The sequence below is a fragment of the Streptomyces colwelliae genome, from assembly GCF_048158785.1.
GTDB lineage: Bacteria > Actinomycetota > Actinomycetes > Streptomycetales > Streptomycetaceae > Streptomyces.
Genome location: NZ_JBLTJC010000169.1, coordinates 1 through 21,496 on the forward strand (window position 1 = coordinate 1; position 21,496 = coordinate 21,496).

General features: G+C 71.1%; 21 protein-coding genes. 7 read left to right on the plus strand and 14 right to left on the minus strand.

Annotated elements, in window-relative coordinates; all coding sequences use genetic code 11:
- Positions 1-82: 82 nt before the first annotated feature.
- On the plus strand, positions 83-1,192 hold the full coding sequence (locus tag ACNFOC_RS30100) for an acyltransferase family protein (RefSeq protein WP_416962215.1): 1,110 nt from the start codon (positions 83-85) through the stop codon (positions 1,190-1,192).
- A gap of 76 nt (positions 1,193-1,268) precedes the next feature.
- On the opposite strand, the gene ACNFOC_RS30105 is transcribed toward ACNFOC_RS30100, so the two are convergent.
- The gene (locus ACNFOC_RS30105; protein ID WP_416962216.1) at positions 1,269-2,618 is read right to left on the minus strand and encodes a polysialyltransferase family glycosyltransferase; all 1,350 of its coding nucleotides are present in this window, start codon (positions 2,616-2,618) and stop codon (positions 1,269-1,271) included.
- On the minus strand, positions 2,615-3,601 hold the full coding sequence (locus ACNFOC_RS30110; RefSeq protein WP_416962217.1) for a glycosyltransferase family 2 protein: 987 nt from the start codon (positions 3,599-3,601) through the stop codon (positions 2,615-2,617). The genes ACNFOC_RS30105 and ACNFOC_RS30110 overlap by 4 nt, the downstream gene beginning before the upstream one ends.
- Before the next feature lie 215 nt (positions 3,602-3,816).
- Here ACNFOC_RS30110 and ACNFOC_RS30115 point away from each other — a divergent pair, with 215 nt between their 5' ends.
- The 3 genes from ACNFOC_RS30115 (at position 3,817) to ACNFOC_RS30125 (ending at position 6,217) form a co-directional block, all read left to right on the plus strand.
- Entirely contained in the window at positions 3,817-4,764 is a 948-nt protein-coding gene (locus tag ACNFOC_RS30115; RefSeq protein WP_416962218.1) for an AraC-like ligand-binding domain-containing protein, read from the plus strand.
- A 21-nt stretch (positions 4,765-4,785) separates the two neighbouring features.
- The gene (locus tag ACNFOC_RS30120) at positions 4,786-5,631 is read left to right on the plus strand and encodes a helix-turn-helix domain-containing protein (RefSeq protein WP_416962219.1); all 846 of its coding nucleotides are present in this window, start codon (positions 4,786-4,788) and stop codon (positions 5,629-5,631) included.
- Positions 5,632-5,725: 94 nt separating this feature from the next.
- Positions 5,726-6,217 carry an RICIN domain-containing protein gene (locus ACNFOC_RS30125; RefSeq protein ID WP_416962220.1) on the plus strand — a complete coding sequence of 164 codons (492 nt, stop codon included), beginning with the start codon at positions 5,726-5,728 and terminating at the stop codon, positions 6,215-6,217.
- A 3-nt stretch (positions 6,218-6,220) separates the two neighbouring features.
- On the opposite strand, the gene ACNFOC_RS30130 is transcribed toward ACNFOC_RS30125, so the two are convergent.
- Entirely contained in the window at positions 6,221-6,871 is a 651-nt protein-coding gene (locus tag ACNFOC_RS30130; protein ID WP_416962221.1) for a TetR/AcrR family transcriptional regulator C-terminal domain-containing protein, read from the minus strand.
- Between the two features lie 72 nt (positions 6,872-6,943).
- Between ACNFOC_RS30130 and ACNFOC_RS30135 the strand changes: the two genes are divergently transcribed.
- On the plus strand, positions 6,944-8,392 hold the full coding sequence (locus tag ACNFOC_RS30135) for an FAD-dependent oxidoreductase (protein ID WP_416962222.1): 1,449 nt from the start codon (positions 6,944-6,946) through the stop codon (positions 8,390-8,392).
- Here the strand turns inward: ACNFOC_RS30135 and leuE are convergent.
- The gene (gene leuE, locus ACNFOC_RS30140) at positions 8,389-9,045 is read right to left on the minus strand and encodes a leucine efflux protein LeuE (protein ID WP_416962223.1); all 657 of its coding nucleotides are present in this window, start codon (positions 9,043-9,045) and stop codon (positions 8,389-8,391) included. The two genes, ACNFOC_RS30135 and leuE, sit on opposite strands and share 4 nt — an antisense overlap.
- Positions 9,046-9,104: 59 nt before the next feature.
- Positions 9,105-10,685: an acyl-CoA mutase large subunit family protein gene (locus ACNFOC_RS30145; protein ID WP_416962224.1), complete on the minus strand. Its 1,581-nt coding sequence runs from the start codon at positions 10,683-10,685 to the stop codon at positions 9,105-9,107.
- Positions 10,686-10,785: 100 nt separating this feature from the next.
- Here ACNFOC_RS30145 and ACNFOC_RS30150 point away from each other — a divergent pair, with 100 nt between their 5' ends.
- Positions 10,786-11,655, plus strand: coding sequence for a L,D-transpeptidase family protein (locus ACNFOC_RS30150; RefSeq protein ID WP_416962225.1), 870 nt, complete (start codon positions 10,786-10,788; stop codon positions 11,653-11,655).
- Positions 11,656-11,884: 229 nt separating this feature from the next.
- Here the strand turns inward: ACNFOC_RS30150 and ACNFOC_RS30155 are convergent, their stop codons facing one another.
- The 4 genes from ACNFOC_RS30155 to ACNFOC_RS30170 all read right to left on the minus strand — a co-directional run bounded on the left by ACNFOC_RS30155 (position 11,885) and on the right by ACNFOC_RS30170 (position 14,794).
- Positions 11,885-13,039 (minus strand): hypothetical protein, encoded by a 1,155-nt coding sequence (locus ACNFOC_RS30155; RefSeq protein ID WP_416962226.1) that lies wholly within the window; start codon positions 13,037-13,039, stop codon positions 11,885-11,887.
- Positions 13,039-13,701 (minus strand): RNA polymerase sigma factor, encoded by a 663-nt coding sequence (locus ACNFOC_RS30160; protein WP_416962227.1) that lies wholly within the window; start codon positions 13,699-13,701, stop codon positions 13,039-13,041. Before ACNFOC_RS30160 ends, ACNFOC_RS30155 begins: the two co-directional genes overlap by 1 nt.
- A gap of 267 nt (positions 13,702-13,968) precedes the next feature.
- Positions 13,969-14,160 carry a hypothetical protein gene (locus ACNFOC_RS30165; protein ID WP_416962228.1) on the minus strand — a complete coding sequence of 64 codons (192 nt, stop codon included), beginning with the start codon at positions 14,158-14,160 and terminating at the stop codon, positions 13,969-13,971.
- On the minus strand, positions 14,153-14,794 hold the full coding sequence (locus ACNFOC_RS30170) for an RNA polymerase sigma factor (protein ID WP_416962229.1): 642 nt from the start codon (positions 14,792-14,794) through the stop codon (positions 14,153-14,155). The genes ACNFOC_RS30165 and ACNFOC_RS30170 overlap by 8 nt, the downstream gene beginning before the upstream one ends.
- A 255-nt stretch (positions 14,795-15,049) precedes the next feature.
- Here ACNFOC_RS30170 and ACNFOC_RS30175 point away from each other — a divergent pair, with 255 nt between their 5' ends.
- Positions 15,050-16,240, plus strand: coding sequence for a Gfo/Idh/MocA family protein (locus ACNFOC_RS30175; RefSeq protein WP_416962230.1), 1,191 nt, complete (start codon positions 15,050-15,052; stop codon positions 16,238-16,240).
- A 64-nt stretch (positions 16,241-16,304) separates the two neighbouring features.
- Here the strand turns inward: ACNFOC_RS30175 and ACNFOC_RS30180 are convergent, their stop codons facing one another.
- The 5 genes from ACNFOC_RS30180 to ACNFOC_RS30200 all read right to left on the minus strand — a co-directional run.
- On the minus strand, positions 16,305-17,780 hold the full coding sequence (locus tag ACNFOC_RS30180) for an MFS transporter (protein ID WP_416962231.1): 1,476 nt from the start codon (positions 17,778-17,780) through the stop codon (positions 16,305-16,307).
- A gap of 126 nt (positions 17,781-17,906) precedes the next feature.
- Positions 17,907-18,296 carry a hypothetical protein gene (locus ACNFOC_RS30185; protein ID WP_416962232.1) on the minus strand — a complete coding sequence of 130 codons (390 nt, stop codon included), beginning with the start codon at positions 18,294-18,296 and terminating at the stop codon, positions 17,907-17,909.
- Positions 18,297-18,431: 135 nt separating this feature from the next.
- Positions 18,432-19,001 carry a hypothetical protein gene (locus tag ACNFOC_RS30190; protein ID WP_416962233.1) on the minus strand — a complete coding sequence of 190 codons (570 nt, stop codon included), beginning with the start codon at positions 18,999-19,001 and terminating at the stop codon, positions 18,432-18,434.
- Positions 19,002-19,157: 156 nt separating this feature from the next.
- Complete coding sequence (locus ACNFOC_RS30195; RefSeq protein WP_416962234.1) at positions 19,158-19,823, minus strand: DUF4328 domain-containing protein; 666 nt, start codon at positions 19,821-19,823, stop codon at positions 19,158-19,160.
- A gap of 121 nt (positions 19,824-19,944) precedes the next feature.
- Positions 19,945-21,496: beta-N-acetylhexosaminidase (locus tag ACNFOC_RS30200; RefSeq protein WP_416962235.1), on the minus strand; the 1,552-nt coding region annotated here is incomplete at its 5' end.

The window sequence follows — 21,496 nt, forward strand, 5'->3', positions numbered from 1 at the left end:
GCACCGTCAAAACCGTTTAAGGGCAGGCAGATCCGTACTCACACATCTCACGGCATTCGGCGCGCTGGCCGGTGCGGCCCTGGTGGCCGCACGGTCAGGGTGGAAGGGCCACGGACCTAACCGGCTGCGCGCCCTGGACGGACTGCGGCTGCTGGCCGCGCTGATGGTGTGCCTGTACCACTTCACCGGCAAGAACGGTGAGGTGGCCGCCTCCTGGCACCAGTCCCCCGGGAAGATGTTCCCGACCCTGTCCGAGGCGGGGACCTACGGCTCGCTCGGGGTGCAGTTCTTCTTCCTCATCAGCGGCTTCGTGATCTGCATGAGCAGCTGGGGCAAGTCGATGGGCGAGTTCTTCCGCTCCCGCATCGCCCGGCTGTACCCGGCGTACTGGGTGGCCCTGATCCTGGTGGGCACCGCGTCGGTGCTCATGCCGGTGGTCGTCAAGCCGCTGCGCTCGGACGAGTTCCTGGTCAACTTCACGATGCTCCAGCAGCCGATGGGCGTGCCCCGGGTCATCGGCGTCGACTGGACGCTCTGGGTGGAGATGCGGTTCTACCTGTTCTTCGCGCTGTTCGTGATCTGGAAGGGCGTCACCTACCGCCGGGTGGTGACCTTCTGCATCCTGTGGACGATGGCCGGCTGCTTCGCCCGGGTCGCCGACAACCCGCTGACGACCGAGCTGGTGATGCGCGACCACGCGCCGTACTTCATCGGCGGCCTCGCCTTCTACCTGATCTACCGCTACGGCAGCGACCTGCTCCTGTGGGGCATCGTCGGGATGTCCTTCCTGCTGGGCCAGCGCTACTCGGTGACGGCGCTGTGGCACCCGGGCATGACCGGCGACTTCCACCGCAACCCGCATGTGATCCAGGCGATCGTCCTCGTCGCCTTCGCGGCCGTCGCGGCGGTGGCGCTGGGCTGGACGAGCTGGGCGAACTGGAGCTGGCTGACGCTGGCGGGCGCGCTGACGTACCCGTTCTATCTGATCCACGAGCACCTGGGCTGGTTCGCGATCCGCGTCCTGCACCGGGGCTTCGGGCTCGGCCCGTACGAGACGCTCGCGCTGACCGTGCCGGGGCTGCTGTGCCTGGCGTATCTGATGCACCGCTTCGTCGAGAAGCCGTTCGGGCCACGGCTGAAGCGGACGATGTCGCTCCAGTCGAAGCAACTGGCGGCGAAGCTCGGCAAGTAGCCGCACCGGGCGACCAGTTGAAGGGCCCCTCGACCGCCGATATCGGTCGAGGGGCCCTTCCGGCTTGTCCGCTGTCTCAGGCCTGCGCGGCCCGGATACGGCGCACCACGCGCCGTACGGTCGGGTTGCGGCGCAGCGACTCCGCGCGGACCGCGCTGCCGCCGGGCAGGCGGAGGCTCGTCAGGCGGCGCCTCTTGAAGTACTGCGGGTACTCGTCGAGGTGGACGCCGAGCCAGGCGGTCACCTCGTCGCGCATCGCGTGGTGCTTGAGGGCCTGCATGCAGTAGCCGACAGCCCGCACCAGCGGCGCCAACTCCTCGGCCAGCGTGCCCAGTTCGAGCGGCTGACCGACCTTGTCCTGCTCGGCGTCGGGCAGGATCGCGTCGATCACGGTGAGCGGGATACGGTTGCTGTTCTCGTACGGCGTGATGCGTTCGAGGAGCAGTCCGGTGCCGACGCGGGCGACGGGGATGTCGTACAACGCAGCCGCCGTCATCAGCGCCGTGGAGAAGCAGCCGATGACCAACTGCGGGCGGAGATGGGCGAAGACCGTCTCGGCGAGGACCGGATCGCGCAACACCGTGAGGCGGACGCCGAGTTGAGTGGCCGCTTCCTCAAGTGACGTGCTGTAGACGGCCGGTGCGCTGGGGTGGGGCTTGAACAGGACGTCCTGGTGGCCCGCCTTCGCCGCGGCGCGCAGCATGCGGACGTGCAGCTGCTCCTCCTCGTCCTGGGTGATCAGGTCGATCGCGGAGAGGTACTGGCCGAGCATCACGGCCGTCGGCTTGTTCTCCTCGGGCAGCCGGTCGGCGAGGATCGAGGCGCCCTCCTCGCCGATCTGGGCGAGGACGTCGACGATCGCCTCGTTCGGGATGGGCTGCGGCTCGACCCCGTACTCGGACAGCAGCATCGGCCGCAGCCCGGGTATCAGGTCGAGGTGCAGCACGCGGGCGATGCGGCTGTTGAGGTTGTGCGGGATGCGGTTGCGGGTGGGGCCGTAGCTCATCAGGCCGTCCGCGTACACGTGCACCGGGCTGTCGGCGAAGATGTCGGCGACCGCGCGGGAGGGGTTGGCCTGGATGGACTCGCAGGCGATCTCCACGTCCTCGTCGCCGAGGTTCCAGGCGAGGCGTACGGCCTTCTCCCACAGGGCGGCGTCCTGGGCGCGCGGGGACCAACCGGCCGGGTGGAAGGGGGAGATGAACTCGTTCCACGAGCGCACCTCGTCGAACTCCGGGCGCAGCTTCTCGAAGCCGGGCATCCGGTCCAGCGGGGTGCCGACCTCGGGCACGGCGGACGTGTTGCTGACGACCAGGATGCGGCGGTGGGCCGCGCGCGGGCCGAAGAAGCCGGCGCGGATCGCGGCGGTGACGGTCGCGGCGGCGTACTGCGTGGCCGAGAAGAAGATCTGTGTCGTGCCGCTCATGCCGCGACTCCCTTCATGCCACCGCGGATGCGCCGCAGCGTGTGCACGCGTTCCTCGCCCATGCCGACGAGCGCTTCGTTGAGTTCGGTCTCCGTCATCCGGCCGAGCGCCTCGGCGGCCATCTGCCGCAGCTTGGCGTGCACGCTGCGCTCGAACCGGCCCCGGTCCAGGAGCTGGTGGGCGATGACGACGCAGTAGTTGCGCAGCGCCTTCTTGCGGAGCTTCGCGGCCTCGGGGTCGTCGGCGAGTTCGGCGAGGACCAGGTCGAAGGAGCGGAAGAAGTCCAGCTGGCGGACGTCGCCGATCTGGGTCAGCGAACCGGTCAGCCCCCGGCGGTAGAAGACCCCGCGCAGGCTGGCCGCGACGTAGGACTCCGCCTTGCGGTGCAGCTCCCAGATCCAGGGGCGGTCCTCGGCAGTGCGCAGGCCGTCGTGGAAGCGCAGCAGGCCCCGGTCGAGGAGACGGCGGTGGTAGATGCCGGCCCAGGCGTACGGGTAGTCGACCATCGTCGTGTCGTCGACGGGCAGGATCGAGCTGCGCGGGTCGAGCGGGGTGTGCCGGCGGCCCTCCGGGGAGCGCTGGATGGCGCGCTCGACGCCGGTGACGGTGACGTGGTCGGTGCGCACGAAGTCGACGTCGAAGCGCTCGATGACGTCCACCAGGTCGGCCAGATAGCCGGGCGCGAGCCAGTCGTCGCCGTCGAGGAACGTGAGGTAGCGGCCTTCGGCCTCGTCGATCCCGGTGTTGCGGGCGGTGGCCAGACCGCCGTTCTTCTCGTGCCGGACGACCCTGCTGTTCGGCAGCCGCTTCGTCAGCTCCAGGAGAGCCTCATAGGTCTTGTCCTTGGTCGAGCGGTCCTCGACGAACAGGAACTCGAACTCGTCCCGAGCGTTGTTGATCAGGCTGGTCACCGTTTCCGGGACATAGGCCTCGATGTTGTAGCAAGGGACGATCACGGACAGTGTCGGGGGGCGGTTGGTCACGCGTACACCTGGGCTCTCTCCGGGGCGGATTCTTGTGACCGTAGGAGATGTTCGAGCCCGGATATCAACCCTGCCGGGGCCAGCAGGTGAACGTGAAGTTACGGGCCGCCCTCCATTTACAAATACCCACTCCAGCACACATCCCGAACGCCCGCTCGACGATCCAACGTTCGAAATGAACGGCCGATCGATCCGGGGGTCGCGTGCTCAGAACGGTGTTCCGGAGCGAGGACCTGCCGCCGGCCGAACGCCTGGCCGGCTTCGACACCTTCCTGCACGCCTGCGACCCCCCGATGCGCGTGACGGGCGCGGCACCGGAGCGCTTCCGGGCCACGGCCCGCACCCACGACCTCGGCCCCGTCCACATCGAGGAGCTGACCTGCTCCCCGTCCGTGATCCGCCGCACCACCCGCCTGATCCACCGCTCCGACCCCGCTGTCTGCACGGTGGTCTTCCCCCTACGGGGCACCCTCACGGTCTCCCAGACGGGCCACGAGGCCCTCCTGCGCGGCCAGGACTTCACCTTCTACGACAGCTCCCGCCCCCTCCGGCTGCGGATCACGGGCCCTGACCCGGCGACCCTGCTGCGGGTCCACGTCCCCTGGACGCTGCTGCCGCTCCCGGCCCGTCGCGCCGACCGTCTGCTGGGGACCCGGTTACCCGCCCAGGAGGGGCTGGGCGCGCTGCTCACCCACTTCCTCACCGACCTGGCCGCCGAGGTGTGGGCCTATCCGGCGGCCGACGAGACCCGGGTGAGCGCGGTGACCCTGGACCTGCTGGCGGCGACCCTCACGCACCACCTCGACGCCGCCCTCGGCCCGCCGCCCGAACCTCCCGAGTTGCTCGCGCGGATCGAGGCGTATGTCCAGGAGCACGTGGCCGACCCCGAGTTGACCCCGCGCACGGTGGCCGCCGCCCACCACATCTCCGTCAGCTATCTGCACCGGCTCTTCCGGTCCCGCGACACCACGGTCACCGCGCTGATCCGCCACGGCCGCCTGGAGCGGGCCCGCCGCGACCTCGCCGACCGGCGCCTGCGGGAGACCCCGGTGCACCGCATCGCCGCCCGCTGGGGCTTCCGGGACCACTCCGCGTTCACCCGGGCGTTCCGCACGGCCTACGGCGTACCGCCGCGGGAGTACCGCGGGACCCGTACCGAATGACCCGACACCCAGGGGGAGTTCATGACCGGACGACTCGTCAGACTCGGCGCGATGCCGGTGTGGTCGGCGGCCTTCCAGCCGCTTGAGCTACGACGTCACCCTCGATCGAGACGGAGGACCGGCGTGGTCTACCGCCTCGCGCTCCTCCTGGAGGGGGAGGCGGTGATCACCTGCGGCCGGCGCGAAACGCCCCTGCGCGCGGGCGACTTCTACTGCGACGACGGCTCTCGGCCGCACGAGATCCGCACCGGCCCGATCAGGGCCGTCGGTGCCGTGATCCCGGAGGCGCTGCTGCCGTTGCCCCCGGACGGCGCCGACCGGGTGCTGGGCCACCGCATCCCGGGCCGGGACCTCATGGCCCCGCTGCTCGCCCGCTTCCTCACGCAGGTCATGGAACACACCGGCAGCTACCGCCCCGCCGACGGCCCCCGGCTGGGCACGGTCCTGAGCAGCCTGGTCGCGGCTCTCCTGGCCCGCGCCGCGGAACCGGACCCCTGTCCGCCACTGGCCCCCCGGGCGCCGCTGACCCCGCGCATCATGGCGTTCATCCAACAGCGCCTGGACGACCCGGAGTTGACCCCGCAGAGCATCGCCGCCGCGCACGGTATCTCGCTCAGCTATCTGCACCGGCTCTTCGAGGACGAGAGCGAGACCGTCGCCGCGTTCATCCGCCGCAGACGCCTGGAGCGGGCCCGCTTCGACCTCGCCGACCCGGCCCAGGCCGACACCCCCGTGCACACCGTCGCGGCCCGCTGGGGCTTCGCCCGCGCCACCGACTTCGCCCGCGCCTTCCGCGCGGCGTACGGCATCGCGCCGGGCGACTTCCGCAAGCACTCCCGCGGTTCCTGTGGACGCATTGCCACATGAGTGTGCTCTGTGCGCCAACGCCCCAACCGCCCCTTCCGGGCAGGCTGTAGATCAGGACGACCGCTCCACTTCCAACGCTCCGAAAGAGGTTGCAGTGAAGAAACTCCGTCTTGCCGCAGTCAGCGCCGTGGGCGCGCTCGCCGCGAGCGCCGGGCTGATGTTCCCGGCCACGGCGCAGGCGGCGACGACGTACTGGCAGTTCCAGAACGCCGGGTTCGGAACGTGTCTGACGGCCGGGGACACCGGGACGGCGTTCGCCACGTCGTGCGTCGGGAGCAATCGCCAGCAGTGGGACTTCGTCGGCGCTTCCGGCAGCTTCGCGCAGGTCAGGAACCGCGAGACCGGCACCTGCCTGACGACCGACAACAAGACGACCGTCAACGCCGTCTGGATGAGCACCTGCAACGGCGCCACCGGCCAGTGGTGGTGGTACCAGGGCGACAGCGGCCACTTCTTCGACGATCTCGGCTCGGCCGGCGAGGGGTACCTGAGGACGAGCACCGTCAAGGACGCGGTCTACGCCACCGACAACAACCAGTCGACGATTCCCTCCTCCTACTACGTCTGGTACGGCACCCACAACTGACCCTCACCTGACCCCCGACCACACCTCCACCCCCGCCACGACTACGGCCAGCCCTTCCTCGAAGTGCTGGCCGTAGTCGTGGAAGATCTCCGCGCCCGCCGCGGCCGACAGCGGGAAGTCGGCCATCAGGCGGGCGCGTTCGTCCACGTCGTAGCCCTCACGGCGCTCGCCCGGCAGTGGCTTGACGCCCTGTTCCTCGCTGACGAAACCGATCGTGAAGAGGTACGACGTCGAGGTCGCGCGGACCGCCTGGGCGAGGGTGAAGCCGGCCTCGGTGAACAGGCGCAGGGTCTTCTCCATCTCCACGGCGTGCAGCGTGCCGGTGAAGCGGGAGCCGCTGAAGACCTTGGCGCCGTCGCGGTAGCCGAGCAGCGCGTCGCGCAGGGCGCGGTTGGACTTCAGCAGCCGCTCCTGCCAGGTGTCCTCGGGGGCGAGCGGGGCGTCGGCGACCATCCGCCGGTACATCTCCGTCGCCATCTCGTCGAGCAGCGCCTGCTTGTCCTTGAAGTGCCAGTACAGAGCGGGCGCCTTGACGTCCAGTTCCCTGGCGATGGCGCGCAGGGTCAGCCCGTCGAGACCGACCTCGTTCAGCAGTTTCAGCGCCGTGTCCGCCACGCGCTTGCGGTCGAGGGGGGCGCGTCGTTCCGTACTCACGCTTGACAACTTAACACCGTTAAGGCCACCCTCGGAACCAGCCGCACTTAACAGCGTTAAGGAGACTGGATCATGCCCGAGCACGGAAACCCGGCCGAGCACGTCGACGTGGACGTGGACGTACTGATCGTGGGCGCCGGCCCGACCGGACTCGCCCTCGGCGTCGACCTGGCCCGGCGCGGGGTGGACGCGCTGGTCGTCGAGCGCGGCGCGGAGCTGTCCCCCGGCTCGCGCGGCAAGGGCATCCAGCCGCGCACGATGGAGGTCTTCGACGACCTCGGCGTCCTGGACGCGATCCTCGCGGCGGGCGGCGACTACCCCGTCGGGATGATCTGGCAGGACGGCGAGCGGGTCGCCGAGCAGAACATGTTCGACCCGGCCGAGACGAACGAGGACTCGCCGTACGGCGCCCCGTGGATGGTGCCGCAGTGGCGCACCCAGGAGATCCTGCGGGCCCGGCTCGACGAGCTGGGCGGCCGGGTGTCCTTCGGCCGCGAGGTCACCGGTATCACCCAGGACGAGGACGGTGTGACGGTCGGGTTCGCGTCCGGCGCCCCCGTCCGCGCCCGGTACGCGGTGGCCGCCGACGGCGGTCGCTCGGTGATCCGGCGCGGGCTCGGCATCGGCATGACCGGCGACACCGTCGACCCGAACCCGATCCTGGTGGCGGACACCCGTATCACCGGCCTGGACCGCGACAACTGGCACATCTTCCCGCCGCACGGCGACGAGGGCTTCCTCGCGATCTGCCCGCTGGCCGGGACGGAGGACTTCCAGGTGGTCGCCCAGATCCTGGACGACACCGCGCCCGACCTCTCCCTCGACGGCGTACGGAAGACCGTCGCCGCCCGCTCGCACCTCGCCCCCGAGGACATCACCGAGGTCCGCTGGGCCTCGGACTTCCGGCCCCGGGCGGCCCTCGCGGACCGTTTCCGGCAGGGCCGGGTCTTCCTCGCCGGGGACGCTGCGCACGTGCACTCACCGGCCGGCGGCCAGGGTCTCAACACCAGCGTCCAGGACGCCTACAACCTGGGCTGGAAGCTGGGCGCGGTCCTGCGCGGCGAGGCACCCGCGAGCCTGCTCGACACCTACGAGGAGGAGCGGCTGCCCAACGCCGCCGAGATGCTCGGCCTGTCCACCAAGGTCCACCGGGGCGAGGCCCGCCGCGGCGAGGCGACCCGCCAACTGGGCATCGGCTACCGGGAGTCGAGCCTCACGGCGGAGACCCGGGCAGCGGGGGAAGGGATCCGCGCCGGCGACCGCGCCCCGAACCGGACCGTCGCGGGCGTACGCCTCCTCGACGCCTTCCGGGGCCCGCACTGGACCCTGCTCGCGCTGGGCACGCAGGCACCGGCGATCGGCGGCACGGTGCGGGTCGTAGAAGGCCCGGCTGCCGAGACGTACGGCACGGGCCTCTTCCTGGTCCGCCCCGACGGCTACGTCGGCTGGGCGGGCGACACGGACGAGAGCCTGGCCAAGTACACGGAACGCTTCAACCTCGGCCGCCCGGCCGGCAGTTAGACCGAACTCGCCAGTGACAGCTTCAGCGCGAAGCCCAGGAAGAGCGCCCCCGCCGCCGAGGTCGCTCCCGCCGCGAGCCGCCTGCGGCGGCGGAAGGCCGTCGCCAGCCGGGTGCCGCTGAAGATCAGGGCACTGAGGTAGAAGAAGCTCGCCAGCTGCGCGAAGGCGCCGAGCACGACGAACGACAGGGCGGGGTAGGCGTACCCCGGGTCGACGAACTGCACGAAGAAGGCGACGAAGAACAGGATCGCCTTCGGGTTGAAGAGGCTCACGACGAAGGCACGGCGGTAGGGCCGCTCCTCGGCCGCCTCCCCGGCGGGCGCCGCCTCCATGGCCGCCCGCTCCTTGCGGCTCCGCCACATCGTCCACGCGGCCCGCAGCATCCCGAACGCCAGCCAGGTCAGATACCCGGCCCCCGCGTACTTCACGATCCCGAACAGCACGGCGTTCGCCTGCAACAGCGAGGCGACCCCGGCCGCGGAGAGCGTCATCAGCACGGTGTCACCGCACCAGACACCGGCGGCGGCCGTGTACCCGGCACGGGTGCCGCGCCGGGCGGCGACCGAGAGGACGTACAGGGAGTTGGGACCGGGCAGCAGGACGATCAGGACCAGGCCGGCCAGGTAGGTGGGGAGGTCTATGACACCGAACATGAGACCGAGTGTCGCACGCCGGGTGCGCGGCACAGAAGGTGTTTTACGGGGCGGACGGCTCAGAAGGCGTCCGTCGGCACGTACGTCCCCCACACCCCTCGCAGCGCGTCGCACACCTCCCCCACCGTCGCCCGCGCCCGCAGCGCCTCCTTCATCGGGTACAGCACGTTGTCCGTGCCCTCCGCGGCCGTCCGCAGCGCGGCGAGCGCCGCGTCCACCGCCTTCTGGTCCCGTTCGGCGCGGAGCCGTGCGAGACGTTCGGCCTGCCGGGCCTCGATGGCGGGGTCGACGCGGAGGGGCTCGTACGGCTCCTCGGCGTCGAGCCGGAAGCGGTTGACGCCGACCACGACCCGCTCGCCGGAGTCGGTCTCCTGGGCGATGCGGTAGGCGTCGCGCTCGATCTCGCCCTTCTGGAAGCCGTGTTCGATGGCGCCGACCGCGCCGCCCAACTCCTCGACCCGCCGCATCAGTTGGACCGCGGCCCGCTCGACGTCGTCCGTCATCGTCTCGACGACGTACGAACCCGCGAAGGGGTCCACGGTCGCGGTCACGTCCGTCTCGTACGCCAACACCTGCTGCGTGCGCAGCGCGAGGCGCGCGCTCTTGTCCGTCGGCAGCGCGATCGCCTCGTCGAAGGAGTTCGTGTGCAGGGACTGCGTACCGCCGAGCACCGCGGCCAGCCCCTGGACGGCGACCCGGACGAGGTTCACCTCCGGTTGCTGGGCGGTGAGTTGGACCCCGGCGGTCTGGGTGTGGAAGCGCAGCATCAGGGATTTCGGGTTCCGCGCGCCGAACTCCTCCCGCATCACCCGCGCCCAAATACGCCTGGCCGCACGGAACTTGGCGACCTCTTCGAGGATCGTCGTACGCGCCACGAAGAAGAAGGAGAGCCGCGGGGCGAAGTCGTCGACGTCCATCCCGGCCGCGACCGCCGTACGGACGTACTCGATGCCGTCGGCGAGGGTGAAGGCGATCTCCTGCGCGGGCGAGGCACCGGCCTCCGCCATGTGGTAGCCGGAGATGGAGATGGTGTTCCACTTCGGGATCTCGGCGCCGCAGTACCGGAAGATGTCGGCGGTCAGCCGCAGCGAGGGCTTCGGCGGGAAGATGTACGTCCCCCGCGCGATGTACTCCTTGAGTACGTCGTTCTGGATCGTGCCCGTCAACTGCCCTGCCGGTACGCCCTGTTCCTCGCCGACGAGCTGGTACATCAGCAGGAGGAGGGCGGCGGGGGCGTTGATCGTCATCGAGGTGGAGACCTGGCCGAGCGGGATGCCGTCGAACAGCACCCGCATGTCGTCGACCGAGTCGACGGCCACGCCCACCTTGCCGACCTCGCCGTGCGCGAGGGGCGCGTCGGAGTCGTGGCCCATCTGGGTGGGCAGGTCGAAGGCGACGGACAGGCCGGTCGTGCCGTGGGCGATCAGCTGCCGGTAGCGGGCGTTGGACTCGGCCGCCGTGCCGAAACCGGCGTACTGGCGCATCGTCCAGGGCCGTCCCGTGTACATCGACGGGTACACGCCCCGCGTGAAGGGATACGCCCCCGGCTCGCCCAGCCGCTCGGCCGGATCCCAGCCGGCGAGGGCCTCGGGGCCGTAGACGGGTTCGATCGGTGTTCCGGACTCGGACTCGCGCACCATGGCGGGCACCTCCGCTCCCCACGATGCCCCGCCGTTCGCGACCCGTCATCCGGGGGTACGTCTCCGGGGTACGAGGCCGGTGAGACGACGGGGGTCCGCGATGCGTACTACGGGTGTGGGGAGGCGAAGTACTACGGGTAGGGCGCGAGCGATCGCCGCCGCGGCGGCCCTGTCGGCCCTGGTGGCGGTGTGCGGCTGCACGGTGCAGGGCACGGACGCGGACGGCAAGCACCATCTGCCCGTACGCATCCAGCTTCCGGACAGCGGCAGTAGCAGTGGCAGCAGCAGTGGCACCGGCGACAACAAGGCTTCCCCCTCCCCGAGCACCGCCCGCGCCGCGAACGTCCTGTGGTCGCGCGGCGACAGCGGCACCGACGTGCGCGAACTCCAGGCGCGGCTACGGCAGGTCGACTGGCTCTTCGACGGGCCGACCGGGACGTACGACGACCTCACCGAGCAGGCCGTCGCGGGTTTCCAGGGCAAGCGCGGGCTGCCGAAGACGGGCGAGACCGACACCGTCACCTGGCAGCGGCTGCTGAAGATGACGCACGAGCCGGGCAAGTGGGACCTGTACCTGATGGGCGGCCAGCCGGCGGGCGCACCCGACCCGCGCTGCCTCACCGGCCGGGTCCTGTGCATCGACAAGACGAGCCGGACCCTGCGCTGGATGATCGACGGGCGCACGGTGTCGACGATGTCGGTGCGCTTCGGCGCGCAGTACACCCCGACCCGCGACGGTGTGTTCCAGGTCTACTGGAAGGCCCGGAACTGGGTGTCCACGCTCTACCACTCCCCCATGCCGTACGCGATGTTCTTCAGCGGCGGCCAGGCGGTGCACTACTCGTACGACTTCTCGATGCGGGGTTACGCGGGCGGCTCGCACGGCTGCGTCAACGTGCGGGACGAGGCGGCGATCGCGAGTCTCTTCGCCCAGGTGCGGACCGGCGACAAGGTCGTCGTTTACCAGTAGCGGTATGAGGCGCGCAGTAGCTGTATGAGGCGCGGGCGGGACCGGGGGAACGTGTCCCACCCGCGCCGGGTGCACGAGCCGTAGGTACGGGGGGAACCCCCGGCTCTGTGCGATGGCCGATGACCAGTCGGCTCACTCAGTACTGCGCCACGACGGCCGAAAACGTCACACCTGCCGTGAAGAATTTTCCACGAGTTACGTACGTGCAGGTCAGCGGCGTGCGATCAGCTCAGAGCGCGCTGTACGTCGGGTTCGGCGACGGTGTCTGCCGGGCGGTGGTGGTGTGCGACGGGACCGGGGTGGAGGCCGACCGCGGCCGGGTGAGCGGGGTGAGGACCGAGGAACCGGAGGTGGAGGTGGAGGCGCCGTTGCCGTCGTGACCGCCGCTGCTGCCACCACTGCCGCCGCTGCCACTGCTGCCGCCGCCCGGTGCGATCGGGGCTATCTGCCCGTCGCCGTCACCGCCCTGACCGCCGGCCTGCTCGTCCGAACCGTACTGGTCGCCGCCCTGACCACCATCGTTCTTGCCACTGCCACTGCCACTGCCACTGCCGCTGCTGCTGCCGCCCTTGCCGCCGTCGCCCTTGTCGTCCGTTTCGGTGCCGGTGCCGGTGCGCTCCAGGAGGCCCTTGCAGTACGTCCACACGTGGGACGTACCGCCCGCCGCGCCCTCCAGGGTGCGCTTGCGGCCGGGGTCCAGGGTCTTGCCGTCGCGCACGGCACGGCAGGACGAGGTGACACCGCTCCACCAGCCGCCGGAGCCGAAGGACTTGTCGTCACCGGAACCGGTGGACGGCGTGGGGGTCGTGCCGCTGCCGGCGGCCTCGCCGGAGGAGTCGTCGGAACCGCCGCCCGTCGTGGGCGTGTCCGAGCCGCCGGTGCCGCTCGGTGAGGGCGAGACGAGGGTGCGGTCGGGGGGCGTCACGGCCGCGGAGACAGAGGCGGCGGGCGCCGGGTCGTCGTGGAACGGCGTCGGGAGGACTCCCGTGGCGGCCGCGACCGCGACCCCGCCGAGCATGCCGGCGGCGACCGCGGCGGTCAGCCCGACCCGCACGGGCCGTGCCCAGCGGGGGCCGGGGACGGTCGGGACGGGCCGCCCGAGCCGGACGAGCCCGGCGTCGGAGGAGTGCGCACGACCGCGCCGGCCGAGGCTCGCCCGCTCGACATCGTTGCCGGTGCGCGCTGCCCTGAAGGCGGCCAACGCGGCGTCCTCGCCCGGGAGTTCGACCTTGCCCAGCGAGTGGTCCACGGACAGCGCGCCGAGGGTCTTGGCGAGTCGCTCGGCCTGGTCGCGGGCGGCCGGATCGACGGCTTCCGGGGACTCGCCGCGCAGCAGACGCTCGGCGGTCTCGCGGTCCAGCCATCTGTAGTCCTCGTCGGCCATCACATGTCCTTCTGCGTCCGCGCACGCGTATGCGTCACAGTGGCGGACGTCACCGCGCGGTCGCGCGGGTCTCGCTGGGGCGGGAGGGCGTCGAGCGCCGCGGCCGACTCCGGGTCGCCGCCGAGCAGTTCCGCGAGCCGTTTCAGCCCACGGTGCGCGGCCGTGCGGACGGCGCCGGGCCGCTTGCCGAGGGTCTCCGCGGCGGTCTTGGCGTCGAGGCCCATCACCACGCGCAGGACGACGGCCTCGGCCTGGTCCTGCGGCAGCTGGGCGATGAGGGAGAGGGTGTTGTCGGTGGCCAGGGCCTCGATGGCCTCGTCGGCGGTGTCGGACTCGGCGGCGCGGCCGGCGAGTTCGGTCTCGTCGCCGCCTATCGCGGGGCGGCGTCCGCGCATCCGTATGTGGTCCAGGGCACGGTTGCGGGCGATCCGGGCCGCCCATCCCCGGAAGCGGTCCGCGTCCCCGCTGAACCGGTCCAGGTCACGGGCGATCTGCAACCAGGCCTCGGACGCGACGTCCTCGGCGTCCGGATCGCCGACCAGCGTCCGTACGTATCCGAGCAGCCGTGGGTGCACCGTGCGGTACACAGTCCGGAACGCGGTCTCGTCCCCGTCCTGTGCCGCAAGCACCGCGGCGGTCAGCTCCGCGTCGTCCCCCAGCACGTGGTCCCTCGAATTTGTTGGTCGCGTCCGCACTCCGGCGCGAAAGGCACGTTACGACCTGAAACTGTTCCTCGTCCATGTCCGTACAAGGTGCAACTACTTGGTTCGGCCCCACGGTGTGACAGAAAACGCACGCACGGCGCTGTAAAAAGTACGGGCCGCCGCGCGGCCCGTACAGCGCGACGGCCGGGGCCTCTCCTGTGGGGGGTGGCGGCCCCGGCCGTCTCCGCGGTGTCTCTCTTGAGTCTGCGACGATGCGCGGAATCCTTACGGGGCACTGCTGCCTTTCGGCCGCCAGTCATCCTGACTACGCGTCGGCGCCGCCTGGACCCCCGCGTCCCGCGCCGCCCTGAACGCCGCCACCGCCCGCCGCTCGGCCTCGCCGTCCGCGTCACCCTCGCGCAGCGCCGCACCCAGCAGGGCGGGGACACCCAGACGGCCCGTGTCACGGTCAGCCATGTCCGTCCCCATCCCTTTCCCTCACGCCTTCCGTCACGCCGTCCGTCCCGCCATCCGCCACGCCCAGTTCGCGCGCCAGCCGCTTCAACCCCCGGTACGCGGCCGTGCGTACCGCACCCGGCCGTTTCCCCAGCACCCGAGCGGCGGCGGGCCCGTCCAGCCCCACGACCACCCGCAGCAGCACAGCCTCCGCCTGGTCCTGCGGCAAACCCCGGACCAGGCCTAGCGCGTACTCCGTGGAGAGGGACTCCAGCGCCTGGTCGTGGGTGCTGTGCGGACCGGGCAGTTCGAGTACGTCCTGTTCGAGCACCGCCGACCGAGGACGCACCCGCTGCCGCCGCAGGTGGTCGAGTGCCCGGTGCCGGGCGATGGTCGCCGTCCAGCCCCGGAAGCCCGCCCCGTCGCCGCGGAACCGGCCCAGGTCGCGGGCGATCTCCAGCCACGCGTCGGACGCCACGTCCTCGGCCTCGTCGCCGACGAGCCCGCGCAGATACCCGAGCAGCCCGGGCTGCACGATCCGGTACGCGACCGCGAAAGCGCCGTCGTCGCCCTCCTGGGCCCGCGCGACGGCCGCGCCCAGTTCCCCGTCGTGCGCGTGCGCGTGCCCGCGCCGGGGCTCGCCTGTCTGGCCCAAGGACTGTCCTCGTCCGTACCGAGTGCGCGAAGTATCCATATCCGGGCGGCAGTTCCCCGCCGTCCACGCAAGCGCGACGCACCCCCGCACCCCCGTGCAGCGATCCCCCGCACCCCCATCGCCATCAGCGCCGCCCCTCACAGAAACGTCACAGCCCGCAGCCCGCCCGGCACATCTCCGGCCCGTCGACGGGGCACGGTCCCTCTGGCCCCGGTGTACGTCCGCCCGTGGCGTCCCCGCGAACGAAGGAGACCCATGTCCGACCTCCGTATCGGTGTCCTCGGCTACGGCCTGCGCGGCAGCCTCGCCCGCGTCGCCCACCGCCCCGGCGCGGGCTCCCGCGTCAGCGCCCTCGCGGACCCCGATCCGGCGGCCCGCGAACAAGCAGCAGCAGACTTCCCGGGTGTCTCAACATCCGCCGACCACCGGGCGGTTGTCGCGTCCCCCGACGTCGACGCGGTCCTCGTCCTCACCCCCGACCACACCCACGCCGACCTCGCCTGCGAGGCGCTCCGCGCGGGCAGGCCCGTCCTCGTCGAGAAGCCGCTCGACATCACCGTCGAACGCTGCGACCGCGTCCTTCGTACGGCCCATGAGACCGGCACCCGCCTGTACGTCGGCCACAACATGCGCCACATGCCGGTGATCCGCCTGATGCGCGACCTCGTCGAGGGCGGCGCGATCGGCACCGTGAAAACGGTGTGGGTACGGCACTTCGTCGGCTACGGCGGTGACTGGTACTTCAAGGACTGGCACGCCGAACGCCGTTACAGCACAGGCCTGTTGCTCCAGAAGGCGGCGCACGACCTCGACGTGGTGCACTGGCTGGCCGGCGGCTACACCCGCCAGGTGCAGGCGTTCGGCGACCTCTTGGTCTACGGCGACAATCCGCATCGGCGCGCACCCGGCGAGCCGAAGACCGCCGACTGGTACACCGAGGACGGACACTGGCCGCCGCACACCCAGCGGACGCTCAACCCGGTCATCGACGTCGAGGACGTGTCGTTGGTCAACATGCGCCTGGACAACGGGGTGTTGGCCGCCTACCAGCAGTGCCACTTCACCCCCGACTACTGGCGCAACTACACCGTCATCGGCGACGCGGGCCGCCTGGAGAACTTCGGCGACGGCCCCGGCGCGGTGGTGAAGGTCTGGAACAGCCGCCGCTCGGGACACCGGGAGCACGCCGACGCCGAGCACCGGGTCCCGGACACCGACCAGGACGGCGAACACGGCGGCGCCGACCCGCTGTTGATCGACGAGTTCCTACGGTTCGTACGGCACGGCGGGCGCACGGACACCTCACCCGTCGCCGCGCGGATGGCGGTGGCCGCGGGGTCCGGGGCCACCGAGTCACTGCGGGACGGCGGCACCCCGCGCGAGGTGCCGCCCCTCGATCCGGGCCTCATCGCCTACTTCGAGCGCGGTCAAGTGCAGGCGACCTAGGGCGAGTTGCGGGCGCTGTAGGGCAAGTCGGCGGCGCGTAGGGCAAGTCGGCGGCGTCGTAGGCCTAGATAGGGGTCTCCACCGGCTGTTGAGGTGTCTCCTTCGCCGCCGCGCCCGGTGTGGGCACCCGGTCCGCGTTCACCAGGACACCCGCGATGAGCGCGGCCAGCAGGATCGAGCCCATCGCCCACCAGGTGGCGACGTTGAAGCCGTGCACGGCGGCCTTCGCCTCAAGGAGTTTCCGGTTCGCGCCGGGGCCCGAGTGGGCGGTGGCGTACCGGGTGGTGACCGTGGCGGCGATCGTGTTGAGGAGGGCCGTACCGATCGAACCCCCCACCTGCTGGGCGGTGTTGAAGGTGGCGGAGGCCGCGCCGGAGTCGCGCGGGGCGACGCCTCCGGTGGCCAGGGACACCGAGGTCATCATCGCCGTACCCATGCCGAGGCCGAGCATCAGCATGCCGGGCAGGATGTACGTGGCGTACGCGGGTTCCACCCCGACCTGGGCGATCAGCGCGAGCGCGCCGGCCGCGACCAGCAGGCCCGGGACCATCAGGGCGCGCGGCGGAACCCGGTTGAGGAACCGGGCCGCGATCTGCGTCGAGCCGGTGATCATGCCGACGGTGATGGGGAGATAGGCGACGCCCGTCTTCACCGGCGAGTACCCGAGGACGCGCTGCATGTAGTACGTCAGGAAGAGGAAGACGCCGAACATGCCGATGGTGACGAACAGGATGGTCAGGAACGCGCCGACCCGCTGACGGTCCTTCACCACCGTCATCGGCAGCAGCGGAACGCGCGCCCGCGTCTGCCAGACCCCGAAGGCACCGAGCAGCACGACCCCGGCGACGAGCAGGGTCAGGACCAGTCCGTCGCCCCAACTCCTCGACTCCGCCTCGGAGAAGCCGTACACCAGCGTGAGCATGCCGAGGGAGCCGAGGAGCGCGCCGGGTATGTCGAGGTGGGCTTCCGGGTGCCGGGAGCTGTCGCTGAGCAGGACCCACGCACCGGCGAACGCCACCAGCGCGATGGGCACGTTGACGTAGAGACACCAGCGCCAGTCCAGGTACTGCGTGAGGAACCCGCCCGCGAGGAGCCCAACTGCCGCGCCCGCGCCGACAATCGCGCCGAACACACCGAAGGCCTTGCTGCGGTCCTTGGGATCGGTGAACGTCGTCGTGAGCAGCGACAGCGCCGACGGGGCCAGCAGGGCGGCGAAGACCCCTTGCAGCGCGCGGGCGCCGAACAGCATGCCCTGGTTGGCGGCGGCACCGCCGAGCGCGGACGCGGCGGCGAAGCCGATCAGCCCGATCATGAAGGTGTTCTTGCGCCCGGCGAGGTCGGCGATCCGGCCACCGAGCAGCAGCAGCCCGCCGAACGCGAGGGTGTAGGCGGTGATGACCCACTGCCGGTTCCCGTCCGACATGCCGAGGTCGATCTGGGCGGACGGCAGTGCGATGTTGACGATGGTCATGTCGAGGACGACCATCAACTGCGCGAGCGCGATGACGACCAGCGCCCACCAACGACGGTTCTCGGCCATGGATCCTCCCCGGGTCCGGCGATCGCCCTCATCGTCCTCCCGTACCCGGCCCCTTGGGAACGCTGGCGTCTCTTATTACGCCGATTTTGCCGACCGGGCCCCGCTGCGTGCCGGGGCCGAACTCCCCTACCCGCCCACGCCGTTCACCGCGTCCCGGCACAGCAACCGCAACGACCCGTGCCCGCCGAAACACCGCCGCGCCTCGTCGATGGGGTCCCACAACCGCCCCTCCGGAGTACGCAGCCAGTGCTCACCACCGCTCGCCCACCACTCCCCGCCGGTCTGCCATGCGATCACCTCACCGGCATACGCCCCGAACCCGCGCAACTCGCTCTCCACGGCGGCGTACGGCGCTCCGTCCCGCCGTATCTCTTCGATCATCCGGTCGACCCGCCACAGGCTCTGCGCCGAGTAGTCGAGCCGCACCCGGGCCCCCTCGCGCATCGTCGCCACCGCGTCCGCCGCCCACCGCACGGGCCGCGCGGCGGCTGAGGGCCGGTACTCCCGCGTCGTCATCACATGTGTCATCGCACCGAGAAAACCCTAGTCACGGGGCATCCCGGCACCCCGATCCGGGCATTTCCCCGGACCGGCGCAGGACCGCCCCACCCCCACCGCACGACGGTCACAGACCCCGCGCCCAGCTCGCGCTCAACTCCGCCCGCGCGCCCGCCGCGAGACCACCGCGCGCAGCACCCGGCGCCCCTCCGTCGACACCGCGAGCACCTGACGCAGTCCGCCCGAGCCGGTTCCGGCGAGGAGTTCGAGGACGGCGATCTGGCGGCGCAGCTCGGCGGCGACGAGGGGTGACATTCCCTCCGTACGGCCTTCACGGCGGGAGTCGATCGCGTCCGCGTCGTCGGCGGGGGCCATGACCTCCAGGAGCCGGTGGATCCGCAGCGAGGCGACCGAGCAGGCATCGGCCCACTCCCGCACCCCGGCGCCGGCCGGAACCGCCGGCGCGGTCGCGAGCATCGCGCGGGCGAGCCCCACGGCTTGATCCTCGCCGGGTTCCTCGAAAAGGGCGGGCAACTTGGCACGGGCCTGCTCCAGGGACTCGCCCCACGTCTCCCCCACGGCCGGATCGGCGAGGCTGGTCCACAGGGGCCGCAGCACCTCGTCGTCGCCGCCCAGCAGCGGCACGCACCGATCCAAACAAGCCAGTCCACCGGCGGCCAGCGCACGCTCGTCGGCCTGCGCGATCAGTTCCACCAGACTCATCCAGACCTCCCTCGGCGGGGCCCCTCCCCTATGGAACCCACGTTTCCCCTGACTGCGCGCTCCACCCCGGGAGTGTCACACGGGACGCCCCCGGGCAGGCGGAGAAAAGGGAAGAAGAGGTTTTCGGCCAACGGCCGGACACCCGGCCGAACGCGCTCAGACCCCGACCGGAGCCCCGGGCCCGGCCAGCGCCTTCTCGTGCTGCATCCGGGTCAGTCGCAGCACGAGCGCGATCGCCAGCGCCGCGGCCGCGATGTCGAGGGCGTCGGAGATCATCAACGCGTAGGCGCCGGCGTGGATCCCGTCCGCGGTGTCGGCGTCCCCGGACTGCGCGGAGCTCACCCGGTCGCCGACGATGGACAGGAGCCACAGCGTCCACCACGCGTTGACCAGCAGATACGACCTGCGGGCGCCCAGCGGGCTGCTGGCGTCCCAGATGTCACGGGTGATCCGGCGCGGGTACCAGAGGCTCACGATCGGGACGAACCACCCGGCGATCGCCCACCCGGGCCTCATGCTCTGCGTGTCGGGAGCGAACACCCCGGCGTTGGCCCGCACTCGCACGAACCAGCACAGGTACACGATGACGGACATGACCAGCGAGCCCGACTGGATGCCGCCGGCCACCGTGTTGAGCGAGTTCGCGTCGTCCAGCCTCCGGGCGACCGCACTGCCGGACGCGCCGTCCATGAGGTCGCCCGAGACGTCGTAGAGGACGAGATCGGCGTAGACGGCGAACAGATCGACGGCGATGACGAGCCCGAGCAGCGCGACGGCGGCGCGGCTGAGCCCGATGGGCGAGCGCAGGTGGGGACCGGGCACGGGTCTGGGCGTGGGCATGGGCATGGGAACGGACATGGTGAAACCCCCCGAGTGCGAGCAGAAGAGAGGGGAACATACGTTCCCCGACCCCTGCCCGTCCAGCCGCGCCGAGCGCCCCCGCTCAACCCACCTTGTCCGCAAGGGACTTGAACTGCGCCCAGGTCAACGCGGGCGTCCCCGGATCCCACAGCTTCTGGACCGTGGCCCGCAGCGGCATACGGATACCGGCCGCGACCTGCCTCTGCGTCTGCGAGTTGGCGAGGTCGCACCAGACCGCGAAGGACCCGCCGAGGATCTGGCTGTCGTACTTGGCGGGGACCGCCGTCGTGCCGCGCAGCACGCGCGGGGTCCACTGTTCGTAGATCCGCCGTCCCGTCGGATAGACGAAGGTCTGCGGCTCGCCGAGGACGTAATACAGGTACTCGTCGTTGTAGTTGAGGACCTTGCGCCCCGCGCTCAGATAGGCGACGGGCTGCCGGGCGCCGATCTCCTTGCCCGTCCAGTACGCCACCTGGAGATCCTTGGCGGCCTGCACGGACGTATTCGCGAAGAAGCCGTCGTTCCACACCCGCATCGTGCGGTCGTGGTTGCGGACGGTGTCGGCGCGGTCGTTGAGCCAGCCGGTGGTGAGGTCGGCGACGGTGCCGCCGGAGCCGTAGGCCTTCGTGGCCTCGGCCGCCAACTGCGGGAAGGACGCCTGGGGGTTGGCGACCGTCAGCGCCTGGTACTCGTCGCCGCCGAGGTGCCACTGGTCGCCGGGGAACAACCCGGCGTACTCGTCGAGGAGTTCGTCGACGATCGCGGCGGAAGCATCCTTGGAGATGTCGATCGCACCGCGCGTGGCGACACCCGACACGTTCCGCAGTTGCAGATCAGGATGCGCGGCGATCACGGCACCCAGATGCCCCGGTGAGTCGATCTCGGGCACGACGGTGATGTGCCGACCGGCCGCGAGGTCGACGATCTGCTTCACCTGCGCTTTGGTGAGGTGATCCTTCGACACGACTTCCGGATGGCTGGTGGACGCGATCCGAAAACCCTGGTCGTCGGAGAAGTGCAGCCCCAGCTCATTGAACTTGAGGTCGCCCAACTCCCGTACCCGGTCCTCGATCCAGGCCGCGGTGAACGGCTTGCGCGCGATGTCCAGCATGAACCCGCGCCGCGGCTTGGCCGGTTGGTCGTGTACGACGCCCTCCGGCGCCGTACCGCCCCCGTGCACTTCCTGCTTGAGCGTGCGGGTGCCGTAGAACACCCCCGCGTCCGAGGGCCCGCTGATGTTGACCCGCCCGCCGCGCACGGTCATCGCGTACGACTCCGGGTTCGCGCCCTCGTCGTCGTTCAGCGCCAGCCGTACGTCCCCGGCCCGCACGTCACTCGACTCGCCACCGTAGGTCAGCCCCAACTCCCCGGCGATCAGCCGCCCCTCGTCGACGAGATCGGCGTCCTCGACGACGACCCGGTTCCCCCTGGCGGGCCGCCAGCCGGGACCACGCGCGGGGGTGTGGGAGCGCACGGCGGGAATGGTGCGGGGGGTCTGCGACAGCGGATACGACCGGGTCGGACTCGGGCTCGGCGTCGGGGACGCGGAACGGGAGGCCGCGCCGCGCGAAGCGGCGGAGGTCTCGTCGGCGGACCCGACCGCCGTGTCCCCGGAACCGCCCTCGTCCCCGGAC

Excerpts from the sequence above, each read along its gene's own strand:
- ACNFOC_RS30105 (WP_416962216.1), bottom strand. The coding sequence starts at position 2,618 with ATGAGCGGCACGACACAGATCTTCTTCTCGGCCACGCAGTACGCCGCC.
- ACNFOC_RS30120 (WP_416962219.1), top strand. The coding sequence starts at position 4,786 with ATGACCGGACGACTCGTCAGACTCGGCGCGATGCCGGTGTGGTCGGCG.
- ACNFOC_RS30135 (WP_416962222.1), top strand. The coding sequence starts at position 6,944 with ATGCCCGAGCACGGAAACCCGGCCGAGCACGTCGACGTGGACGTGGAC.
- leuE (WP_416962223.1), bottom strand. The coding sequence starts at position 9,045 with ATGTTCGGTGTCATAGACCTCCCCACCTACCTGGCCGGCCTGGTCCTG.
- ACNFOC_RS30145 (WP_416962224.1), bottom strand. The coding sequence starts at position 10,685 with ATGGTGCGCGAGTCCGAGTCCGGAACACCGATCGAACCCGTCTACGGC.
- ACNFOC_RS30150 (WP_416962225.1), top strand. The coding sequence starts at position 10,786 with ATGCGTACTACGGGTGTGGGGAGGCGAAGTACTACGGGTAGGGCGCGA.
- ACNFOC_RS30155 (WP_416962226.1), bottom strand. The coding sequence starts at position 13,039 with ATGGCCGACGAGGACTACAGATGGCTGGACCGCGAGACCGCCGAGCGT.
- ACNFOC_RS30165 (WP_416962228.1), bottom strand. The coding sequence starts at position 14,160 with ATGGCTGACCGTGACACGGGCCGTCTGGGTGTCCCCGCCCTGCTGGGT.
- ACNFOC_RS30175 (WP_416962230.1), top strand. The coding sequence starts at position 15,050 with ATGTCCGACCTCCGTATCGGTGTCCTCGGCTACGGCCTGCGCGGCAGC.
- ACNFOC_RS30180 (WP_416962231.1), bottom strand. The coding sequence starts at position 17,780 with ATGGCCGAGAACCGTCGTTGGTGGGCGCTGGTCGTCATCGCGCTCGCG.
- ACNFOC_RS30185 (WP_416962232.1), bottom strand. The coding sequence starts at position 18,296 with ATGACGACGCGGGAGTACCGGCCCTCAGCCGCCGCGCGGCCCGTGCGG.
- ACNFOC_RS30190 (WP_416962233.1), bottom strand. The coding sequence starts at position 19,001 with ATGAGTCTGGTGGAACTGATCGCGCAGGCCGACGAGCGTGCGCTGGCC.